The 9,416-nt window shown below is 52.1% G+C and carries 12 protein-coding genes; all 12 read left to right on the top strand.

Going from position 1 to position 9,416, the window contains the following annotated elements:
- The first annotated feature begins 121 nt into the window (after positions 1 to 121).
- Positions 122 to 418 (top strand): hypothetical protein, encoded by a 297-nt coding sequence (locus tag KSW37_RS02595; RefSeq protein ID WP_217743421.1) that lies wholly within the window; start codon positions 122 to 124, stop codon positions 416 to 418.
- A gap of 2 nt (positions 419 to 420) precedes the next feature.
- Complete coding sequence (locus KSW37_RS02590) at positions 421 to 756, top strand: hypothetical protein (RefSeq protein WP_217313213.1); 336 nt, start codon at positions 421 to 423, stop codon at positions 754 to 756.
- A gap of 26 nt (positions 757 to 782) precedes the next feature.
- A complete protein-coding gene (locus KSW37_RS02585) occupies positions 783 to 1,079 on the top strand; it encodes a hypothetical protein (RefSeq protein ID WP_217313212.1) in 297 nt (98 codons plus the stop codon).
- A 183-nt stretch (positions 1,080 to 1,262) separates the two neighbouring features.
- The gene (locus KSW37_RS02580; RefSeq protein WP_217313211.1) at positions 1,263 to 2,327 is read left to right on the top strand and encodes a hypothetical protein; all 1,065 of its coding nucleotides are present in this window, start codon (positions 1,263 to 1,265) and stop codon (positions 2,325 to 2,327) included.
- On the top strand, positions 2,327 to 2,575 hold the full coding sequence (locus KSW37_RS02575) for a maintenance system killer protein (RefSeq protein ID WP_119227470.1): 249 nt from the start codon (positions 2,327 to 2,329) through the stop codon (positions 2,573 to 2,575). The genes KSW37_RS02580 and KSW37_RS02575 overlap by 1 nt, the downstream gene beginning before the upstream one ends.
- A gap of 1 nt (position 2,576) precedes the next feature.
- A complete protein-coding gene (locus KSW37_RS02570; protein ID WP_217313210.1) occupies positions 2,577 to 4,040 on the top strand; it encodes a hypothetical protein in 1,464 nt (487 codons plus the stop codon).
- Complete coding sequence (locus KSW37_RS02565; RefSeq protein WP_217313209.1) at positions 4,006 to 4,839, top strand: DUF6712 family protein; 834 nt, start codon at positions 4,006 to 4,008, stop codon at positions 4,837 to 4,839. The genes KSW37_RS02570 and KSW37_RS02565 overlap by 35 nt, the downstream gene beginning before the upstream one ends.
- Positions 4,802 to 5,641 (top strand): hypothetical protein, encoded by an 840-nt coding sequence (locus KSW37_RS02560; protein WP_151201759.1) that lies wholly within the window; start codon positions 4,802 to 4,804, stop codon positions 5,639 to 5,641. Before KSW37_RS02565 ends, KSW37_RS02560 begins: the two co-directional genes overlap by 38 nt.
- An 11-nt stretch (positions 5,642 to 5,652) precedes the next feature.
- Complete coding sequence (locus tag KSW37_RS02555) at positions 5,653 to 6,162, top strand: hypothetical protein (protein ID WP_217313208.1); 510 nt, start codon at positions 5,653 to 5,655, stop codon at positions 6,160 to 6,162.
- A complete protein-coding gene (locus KSW37_RS02550; protein WP_217313207.1) occupies positions 6,144 to 6,683 on the top strand; it encodes a hypothetical protein in 540 nt (179 codons plus the stop codon). Before KSW37_RS02555 ends, KSW37_RS02550 begins: the two co-directional genes overlap by 19 nt.
- Positions 6,684 to 6,738: 55 nt before the next feature.
- Positions 6,739 to 8,241: a hypothetical protein gene (locus tag KSW37_RS02545; RefSeq protein WP_217313206.1), complete on the top strand. Its 1,503-nt coding sequence runs from the start codon at positions 6,739 to 6,741 to the stop codon at positions 8,239 to 8,241.
- Between the two features lie 13 nt (positions 8,242 to 8,254).
- Positions 8,255 to 9,406, top strand: coding sequence for a hypothetical protein (locus tag KSW37_RS02540; RefSeq protein WP_217313205.1), 1,152 nt, complete (start codon positions 8,255 to 8,257; stop codon positions 9,404 to 9,406).
- Positions 9,407 to 9,416 lie beyond the last annotated feature (10 nt).

Below are 9,416 nucleotides of genomic sequence, written 5' to 3'. Positions count from 1 at the left end.
GTTCTACCCTATGTGATACACCCCAAAACGGCCGTTCTCGGACGGGCTGGGGGGGTACTTTCGGGAGCAGAAGAAGGACTCCTGCACCCAGGCTGGACCAAAGACAAGAAAGGAGGAGTGAATGATGAAGAAAAGTAGAAACCGCAGAAGACGCACAGCTAAGCTGACAGCCAAGGATATCATCAGGTGCAAGTTCTTCGCTATTGAAGGCAGGCAGATGAACGCCCATAAGGTGGAAATCAAATTTCAGAGAAGATACAATACAATGGGTTCTGTTGTTTTCATCGATGATGCGCCACACGAGCAGACTATTATCCGATGGTATGATCATCGCTATTATGCTCTTAGGTATGGAGCTAAAGAGGTTGAGCCATACAAGATGACTCTAGCCATGTGGAAAACCATAAACAAAGATTAGGCATGAAAAAGAATAAGAAGAAAGTCAAGAGAGACGTTATCTTGCTATATTTCAGACGTCGTCGCATTCGCGATGCGCTCAATGAACGTTGGTGGGAGCTTGATAGAATACGTGTTGAGCTGTACAAGCTAGTGGAGTACGCCAAGATTCAGTCGAGATACTGTGTTAATCCAGTCTCCCACCGCATTGTCGGCAGATACCTCAGAGAACTGGAGCGAGAGGAGGCACGTATTTCCAGGCTTCAGACCAAATACGACCTTTGGGCTTCCCGTCTGAGCTACTGGGTTGACCTCTATGAGTCGGCATTGTACCGACAGCACCCAGATGACGGTATTTAAGTTTAACCCTTTAAAAAATGAAGATTATGCCAAGAAATACAGAAAAATTCAACAGCGAGCAGTTTGAGCAGGACCTGCTCGACGCTTACTTCCACTTCCGCAGCTGCCTCCCTGTGAAGGATGAAGACACCGGTCTTGAATACAAGAAGAGTTTCAAAACGACCCAGGATATCGCCACGGAACTTGATGACATGGGCGGTGTCAGAATAGAAGCCGTCAACCAGTATCTTCAGGAGCATGGCTACTATTTAGCCACGCAGCCAGACGGAACCGTGGCATGGGTTATCTGGGAGAGAGTTGTCAGGCCAGACAGCCTGGTTTAAGTTAAAAACTCATATATTTTATTATACTACCATGTGTTATGCATAATTTTTCGTACCTTTGCAGCACGAAAAATTTTACAAAGTTTTGAAAAGCTTTGATACGGCTGACCGCCCGTGAGGGTAGTCAGCCGTATTTTTATTTTTACCATCTCCATATTATCTTTGCATCAAAAAAGATAATATATGACCATCACATCACTTCCGTCGGGCAGTTTCTTCCTTGAGAACATCCCCGACATCGACATTCTTACGGCCAAGACCCGCATGCTCGTCACCATCAAGATAGGTGATGATACCATCTACGATGAGTATCTCTATCCTGCCGATGGAGAGGTCAGAGTGAGCGACCTTGCCGACATCTTCCGTCCCTATGCACGTCGGAGGCTGGCAGTCACAGCCACCATCACCATCGCCGAGCAACAGGTTCCGGACTCCGGAGACACCGACTCGGCAACAGTCACCGATACGCAGACAGTCAACCTTCAGGTCTACTATTCTACCGTAGACATCGTGGGCGTGGACTGCTCTACATTCCTCACAACCCACTTCCTAACCCTGCTCGATGGACACAAGACCACCTACATGGGGCGACTTGAGTATCTCCACTACATGGGCAAGGAAGCGGCACAAGTCACCGCACACTATTCCGACAAAACCACAAAACTGTTTACCGCACCAGCCACCGGCGGCAACGACCTCTACACCACCATCGACGTCTCTCCGTCACGGTTCGAGACAGAGGACACCGACCTTCTCTACTACGTGGTAGAGGCAGGCTCACGCTCCATGACCTTCATCATAGACAGCGAGGAGCGTGATGTGGCGCCTACTCTGCTCTTCACCAACAGCTTCGGCTGCCAGGAGCTCATCTACTGCACAGGCAAGCACGAAGTAGACCCGCAGTACACCCGCGATGCAGCCTACATGGGCGGCATCAGGGTAAACTACCGCATCACCGAGCAGCGCACCTTCAACGCCGATACGGGCTATCTGGGCACAGACATGGCAAACTGGGCAGATGATCTTTTCCGCTCAGACGAGGTTTATCTGGTCAACTTCATCGGAGGCGTTGCCAAGGTGGGCAAGCGCGTCACCCTGTCAGACTCAAAATCCAAACGTGACAACCTGCGCGACAGCGTGCCACGCTTCACCTTCAGCTACACCTACGCACAGCGCCAGCACAACGTGCTTGACCTGCAGCGAGCCGGCCGTATCTTCGACAACACCTTTGACAACACCTTCAACTGATGAGACGCACGGCTTACCACCTCACAGAGGTGCTGCGCCTCCTGGCCAAGGCAGAGCGAGACCGCTCAACCATTAACCTGAAGGCGTGGACATCAGACGGCGAGACCGTCGACTATACAGGATGGCTGGTCAGGGGCAGCAGTTGGCGTGGCGGATTCCACCGCCTCGTCAATCCGGCAAATGCCGAGGTTCGCACCGTTCCGGATATCTACATTCACCAGTTCCTGGGCTTACCAGTATATTTATGACATGAAACAGAAAAAATATCAGCTTCAGCAAGTAGGAACCAGCGGTTCCTACAGCCGCTACGCTCTCGTGGCAGAGGGCGTGAGCAGGGTAACAGACTCCACCACCATCGAGCAGCAGTATGGGCAGGATACCAGTTTCCTGGGTTCTGGAGAGGTGGGCGATGCCACCACGGGCATCCTGGAGACTTCAGACGGCAAGCTCTTCGAGTATGTGAACTATGGCGATGACAACGACATGCCATACACCCTGCAGCAGTTGCTGCGCCGCAACATGGTGGCGCAGCGAGCCATGGCTTTCAACGTCCAGTGCTGCTACGGGCAGGGCGTGCGCTTCATGGACAGGGAGACCAAGCAGGACACCACCGACGCAGAGATTCGCGACTTCTGCCTGAAGAACTCCATCCATGAGGTCTTCATGCAGCAGGCTACAGATATGAAGTTCTTCTTCTGGTCGGTAGAGGTCATCATCCTGAGCCGTGACCACTCCAAGATAGTCAACATCCGCCACAAGGACGTTTCCTACTGCCGCCTGGAGGTACCAAATGAGAAGGGACGCATAGAGCATGTCTTCTTCGGCGACTTCCGCAACGTCATGTCGCCTGTCCACACCGAAGTCATCCCGCTCCTCGACCTCTACGACCCGCTGGGCGACCTCATGGCGCGCATGGGCAAGGCTCCGGATCCATATACCGGCATCAGGGGCAAGGCTCCTGAGATGGGCAAGGACTGCAAGTTTGCCATCATTTCACGCATTCCGACACCCGGACTGCAGTACTATCCGATACCATACTATGCCAGCATCTTCGACGATGCCTGGTACGACATCTACCGTCTCATCGGCATCGGCAAGCGCTACATGATCAAGAACACCTCCGCTCCTCGCATCCAGATAGAGGTGCACCGCGACTACTGGGAGGAACTCTGCAACAACGAGGACATCATCGACCCGGATAAGCGCAAGGAGCGCATCCTGCAGGAGAAGGACAACATCATCAACTTCGTGTGCGGTCCGGAGAATGCCGGCAAGGCGCTCATCACGGGCTATTACTTCGACCCCAACGGCAAGGAGCAGCGCATGGTGCGCATCATCAACCTCTCTGAGGGCAGCAAGAAGGAGGGTGGCGACTGGGCAGACGACATGAGCGAGGCATCCAACGCCCTCTGCTTCTCGCTGGGCGTGCATCCAAACCTCATCGGAGCCACACCAGGCAAGAGTCAGATGAACAATTCCGGCTCAGACAAGCGAGAGCTCTTCATCCTCAAGCAGTCGCTCGAGAAGGCTTGCCACGACATCATGTGCAAGCCTTACCACGTCATCTCCCACTACAATGGCTATGCCGACCGAGGAGTGACCGTAGACGTGCCGATGATAGAACTCACGACACTAGACAAAAATAAGGACCAACAGACATCAATAGTTTCAAACAATAATGGCAAAAATGAAGATTCAAATCAGCAAGGATGACTTCGAGCAGAGCATCCTCGTAGCGACAAGCTCGCACTCTGAGGTGTTCGAGTCTGTGAGACCTCATTTCTATGAGGCATACAACAATATTCAGAAGCGCTTCCTCGGCTACGTTGGTGAGGAAGCGCTGGAGACAAATGAACGGCTATCGGCTGCAGTTGTCAAGGCAGTGTGCCTGACTGCATTCCTCGGCAACGTTCGCCATCTCGACCTGGTACTCACTCCGACAGGCTTCGGAGTAGTTGCCAACAACGAGGTCTCTCCTGCATCATCTGCGAGAGTAGAGGCGCTGATAGAGCAGTGTATGGTCGCATGCTTGAAGGCAGAGGGCGAAATGATTACCTGGTTGTCTGCAACAGAAGGGTGGGGTGAGAGCCTGCAGGCGAAGATGAGCATACCGCTTCTAGTCTTCAGCATCGAGCAGTATGCCTTCCAGGTGAAGCAGGAGCTATCATCCAAGCAGTGGAAGGATAAACTGTCAGCACTCTACGAAGCTGATGGGGTGATGCGAAGGGTCATATCTGACGAGCAGATGGATGATCTGCTAGAGATGGAGCGGGGAGCCAAGGACAAGGATGACAAAGCTGTAGAAATCATCTTCAAGGTGCGCAGATGCATGATCTTCCTGGCTGAGGGTTTGCTGACAGCCTATTCCAACGAGCGTGCGAGACTGCTCAGATACTTTGATGCAAATCTCGATAAATTCCCGTTATATGCGAATTCATCGGCATATAAGGCTAATCATTTCAAAGAATTTCAGAATGAAAAATCAAAACCTGCCTTCGTTTTTAATTCATAAAGATGGTACACAAGAGTTCAATTTCAAGGCGCCGTCAACGTGGGCGGAACTTTCAGAGGATCAGTTGCGCTATGTCCTTAGCATCATGTCGACGTTCCAGGATCATACCGTTATCAAATGCTACCTTCTCGCAAGGTTCTGCGGACTTACCGTACATAAGTACACCAGAACCGGGTGGAAATGCAGCGTTAAATGCGATGAAAGCGGTGAAAATGGCGATGCTAAGACTGGAAAAGTGCGCAAGAGAGTCCTATACATCAGCGCTGCTGAAATCCTCTCTCTGCTCAAAAACTTCGATTTCATCGACTCCTTTACGGACTTTCGGCCTCTACAGGTCGCAAGTGACGTTCAGCTGAAGGCAGTAAACAGCCTGCTTCACGAAATCAGCTTCTACGATTACCTCAATATCGAGAAGAACTACCAGCTTTTCATGCTCAAGCAGGAGGACAGATTCCTGCTGAAGATGGCGCAACTCATGTACAGAACAGCAGGCGGTTCTGCCAGTGAAACCGCTAAATTTGAACCTTACGAACTCCTCGGAGTCTTCATGTGGTTCTCGAGTGTCAAGGAGTATTTTGCCGCCAATTTCCCTCACTTCTTCAGACCAGCCAGAGAGGGCGGCGAGCTGCGGCGTGAGGACATCCTGCCAGCAATGCAGGCGCAGATCAGGGCACTTACCGATGGTGACGTGACCAAACTGCAGGCAGTCTACAATACAGACTGCTGGGCTGCCCTCACAGAGCTGGACAACAAGGCTCGGGAGGCAGAGGAGTTCAAGAAACGCAACAGGCAAAATAGTTAAATTTACAGCACATGACAGAGAAAATCTTCGATTCCATCGCCTATTTCAAGCAGCTGGCTGCCGAATGCAGAACCTGCAGGGATTATAATTTCGTCGCAACAGAGTGTTCGGGACCTGATTCAATCCAAGGTGTCATGCAGCAGTTCCGCAAGGCATCCAACTTCATCATGGTGTCAGACACCGTTGACAGCAACACCCATTCCATCGGAGAGGGCTTCTTCGACCGCAACGTCTATACCGTCTGGATCCTGGCAGGGTACCGGCGCGATGACATGGCAGACCGAGAGGCGAAAATGAATATCTGCAGATATATCTTCCGCCAGTTCCTCAGTCGCATGCTATACGACAAGAGCCGAGAGGCATACGACGGACAGATGGAGTTCCTGGACCTCACGCAGGTCTATTCGAGCGAACTGGGCAGATGGTCCATGAATGGCGTCACAGGACTCTACTTCATGGTCACATCAGACGAACCTATCGACATTCAGTATGACGAGAGCCTATGGCAGACGCAGAAATAGACGATCTCCTCAGATATGAGCGAGGATGGGCTAATGCAATGGGCGACTACTGGCGAGAGCGCATGGAGCGGCTTCGTACCATCGATACCGGCCGCCTATACGCTTCCATCAAGGCGCACCTGGAGCAGGGCTCTGTGACCACAATTGAGCACAACTTCCTGCAGTACGGTATCTATGTAGCTGCAGGTGTAGGTCCGGCACATGAGTGGTACAAGTGGACCGAGGCACAGGGAGGCGAGAAAGTCCACCGCATCAACAACGGCGACCTCAACTTCCTGGGCGATGAATACCGCCGAGACAACAATCTCGATAAACCGAAGAAGGTGGGTCCAGCCTGGGGCGGTCGTGTCGCCGGTGGCGAACCTAAAGGCCGCCGTGACTGGTTCTCTCAGAAGTACTACTCATCTGTCATGAAGCTCAACGAGCATGAGGCAACCTTCTACGGCGACCGGTACAATGGTCTGATGGCATCAGCCCTCACAGAGATCTTCAGGGGCATAGGAGCAGCACGCAACCTCTAGGGAGCGTATTTTTACCGATTCCATCGAGATATTATCTTTGCAACAAAAATAGCAAATGGCATACAAATTAGACAAGAGTGCACTTCAGTCCCTCTTCGAGGGCATCAGAGACGAGCGGCGCCTGCAGGCTAACACGGCAAACCGCATCGGCAACGCCTTCCTCTCGCTGCTGCACTTCTGTGCTGACGAAACCTCCGATGCCTTCCTCAGCCGCAAGCATGACGATGCAGCCGAGGGCATGATTACCTTCCTGCGTGGACTCATCTCCGAGCAGATGGCGCAGCTCAAGGCGGGTGCACAGTTCGGTGACTTCGTGTCCGGACTATACAACGGCAAGGGAGGGCAGGTTGATGACAGAGGCAATGCCGAGGTTGAGAGCATCACCGTCCGCACATACATGCGGGTCATGGAGCTGATTGTCAACCGTCTGTCAGCGCAGGAGGGTGACACTTTCTTCACAGAGAGCGACACCATCGAGAGCGTTGACAGCCTGGGTGATAACTGCTATGGCCTGCACCTCCGCTCAAAGTATAGTGGATACTTCACGGCTCAGCATGTAGGCAACGTCATCAAGGGCGTTGTCAACAACATCGCCTCGGCAGCCAATTCCGGCACTTCGGCTGATTACTACACCTCGTGGATGAGAGTCAACAGCGTCAACGCGGTTAAGAATTACATCGAGGTCACCCTCTATCCTGATGCCGAAGTTCCGGCAGGCAAGAACTTTCCGCCATGTGAGCTCATGAATATCGCCCGTTATGGCAACCAGACCGATGAGTCGCTGCAGAGCTGTTTCTACATCTCCAGTTCCGAGGGGCGCATCGTCAAGCTGACGGGCGTAACCAAGCCTATACTCGACGATTACAACTACGGCATGGTCTTCGGCGACATGCCTGAATTCGTCAAGTCGCTCGACCTTCCTATCGTCAAGGGCAGGGATTATCTCTATGCAGCCGGCATCATCACCCAGGATATCATACAGATTGACTATCATGGCAAACCGATTGTCGATTTTGTAGACCGGGGACCATGGTCAGAGACAGCAGAATATTTCTGCTCAGCTCTCAATCCGGAAACCGGTAAATACGAGACCTCCGACGTTTGGTATACAGGGTGCAAGTGGCGATGCCAGAAGACCGGTACCCATACCGCACCAAGATGGAACAATACCGACTGGGCGATGATAGAGGGCAATCCTGCCTTCACCATTGACTTTCTCGAAGACGAGACGATCTATGACTTCGACAACTTCCGGGCTCCGCTGACTATCGTTGCTACGCTCTACGGCCAGGATATCACCTCAGATATCCTCGACAGCGATGTAGCCTGGACCAGATACACGGAGAATAAGGCTGGTGAACAGAGAGTAACCAGCGACAATATTTGGGCACTCGAAGTCGGCTCCAAGGCGGGCAAGGCTATCGTCCTGACCCAGTCAGACCTCTCCGTCGACAGCGAGGGAGTTCCGGCTAAGATTAGGTTCACGGCAACTGTTACACTTCGTGATGGCCTGGGCGATGAGGTCGCCCAAGATTCCATCACACTGGAATGTGTTTAATAACATATAAAAAATGAAATACAAAAGATTAGACATCAAGTACACGCCTCTGCAGGTACATTACTCCAAGTCCGTATCAGGCAGCGTTCCGCTCGAACAGACCTATGATGCTGATCAGGATGAGTATTCTCCTGATTACAGGCTGACACCATGCGCCTTGCAGCCGGTTATAAGCATGATTGACCGAGATGGCATACTCAAGAGTGGACGTGTCAACAGCGAACTGACCGACATCGCTTGGTACAGAGTTGTAGACGGAGTGGAGGGAAATGCGCTGGTAACGATACCAAAGCAGCATGTCATCACATCGTCAGGCAATGATGCAGGCAAGCTGCTCTGGTACATCAACGCAGCACCGCAGAAGCCGATACTGCTCCGTTTCAAGGCGAAGTACCTGGACACCCGAACAAACGAAGTTCGCAATATTACGATGGACTACTCCATCAACTGCAAGAATGCGACCATCTACAAGCCGACGCTCCTGCTGTCAAGCGGAGACCGCTACTACAACCCGCTCCGTGATACCGACAAGCAGGTCATCAGCGCTTCTCTGCGCCTAGGGGCTGAAGAGTGCGCTAAGGAGAAGAGACTGTTCGTCTGGGAAATTCTCCGTGATAGAGGGCAGTTCTCTGCCATTACTGCAGATGATTTAGATATCAAGGTATCTGCTGATGGCGCATCAGTCACGCTAGACCGCTCTCTGATGGGTAAGCGCATCTGCATCAGGTGTAGAGCAAGATACTCTGCAGCAGGCAATCCGGGAAGCGTAGAACTGTCTGATGCCGCACCATTCAAGATAGTCAACATCGTCCGTAGAATTCCGTTCTACGATTACGACATGCTTGATACGGTCGATGAGGTGCTGCCTGACACGAAGGTGGTCAACCCAAGTGCAACCATTTTCGACAATGCAGGGGAGATAGAGAACCCTACGAGAGAGCTGCAGGTACTCTGGTGGATGGCACCGAATAATTCGGTACACTTCGAGAATGCTGTCCTCGTCGGACATGGCATGTCTCCGAGTGTTTCTACAGAACTTCTGGATCCAAACAGAGGAGCTATCCTCGCGTTGGAAGTCAAAGACCTCGATCCTCTAGCTCTGGCAATGGATGCCGATGGCAAGGTCTTCGTGGACGCAGACGGCAATCCGTTTATTTTTCACTAATAAACATTTT

It is taken from the genome of Segatella copri (assembly GCF_019127135.1).
In the GTDB taxonomy this organism is placed as follows: domain Bacteria; phylum Bacteroidota; class Bacteroidia; order Bacteroidales; family Bacteroidaceae; genus Prevotella.
The sequence above is the reverse complement of the archived record's forward strand: the minus strand, read 5'-3'. Positions and strand labels throughout refer to the sequence as shown.

Bases quoted from the DNA above. Each gene is read 5' to 3' on its own strand.
- KSW37_RS02585 (WP_217313212.1), top strand. From the start codon at position 783: ATGCCAAGAAATACAGAAAAATTCAACAGCGAGCAGTTTGAGCAGGAC.
- KSW37_RS02580 (WP_217313211.1), top strand. From the start codon at position 1,263: ATGACCATCACATCACTTCCGTCGGGCAGTTTCTTCCTTGAGAACATC.
- KSW37_RS02540 (WP_217313205.1), top strand. From the start codon at position 8,255: ATGAAATACAAAAGATTAGACATCAAGTACACGCCTCTGCAGGTACAT.
- KSW37_RS02570 (WP_217313210.1), top strand. From the start codon at position 2,577: ATGAAACAGAAAAAATATCAGCTTCAGCAAGTAGGAACCAGCGGTTCC.
- KSW37_RS02575 (WP_119227470.1), top strand. From the start codon at position 2,327: ATGAGACGCACGGCTTACCACCTCACAGAGGTGCTGCGCCTCCTGGCC.
- KSW37_RS02595 (WP_217743421.1), top strand. From the start codon at position 122: ATGATGAAGAAAAGTAGAAACCGCAGAAGACGCACAGCTAAGCTGACA.
- KSW37_RS02565 (WP_217313209.1), top strand. From the start codon at position 4,006: ATGGCAAAAATGAAGATTCAAATCAGCAAGGATGACTTCGAGCAGAGC.
- KSW37_RS02560 (WP_151201759.1), top strand. From the start codon at position 4,802: ATGAAAAATCAAAACCTGCCTTCGTTTTTAATTCATAAAGATGGTACA.
- KSW37_RS02555 (WP_217313208.1), top strand. From the start codon at position 5,653: ATGACAGAGAAAATCTTCGATTCCATCGCCTATTTCAAGCAGCTGGCT.
- KSW37_RS02590 (WP_217313213.1), top strand. From the start codon at position 421: ATGAAAAAGAATAAGAAGAAAGTCAAGAGAGACGTTATCTTGCTATAT.
- KSW37_RS02550 (WP_217313207.1), top strand. From the start codon at position 6,144: ATGGCAGACGCAGAAATAGACGATCTCCTCAGATATGAGCGAGGATGG.
- KSW37_RS02545 (WP_217313206.1), top strand. From the start codon at position 6,739: ATGGCATACAAATTAGACAAGAGTGCACTTCAGTCCCTCTTCGAGGGC.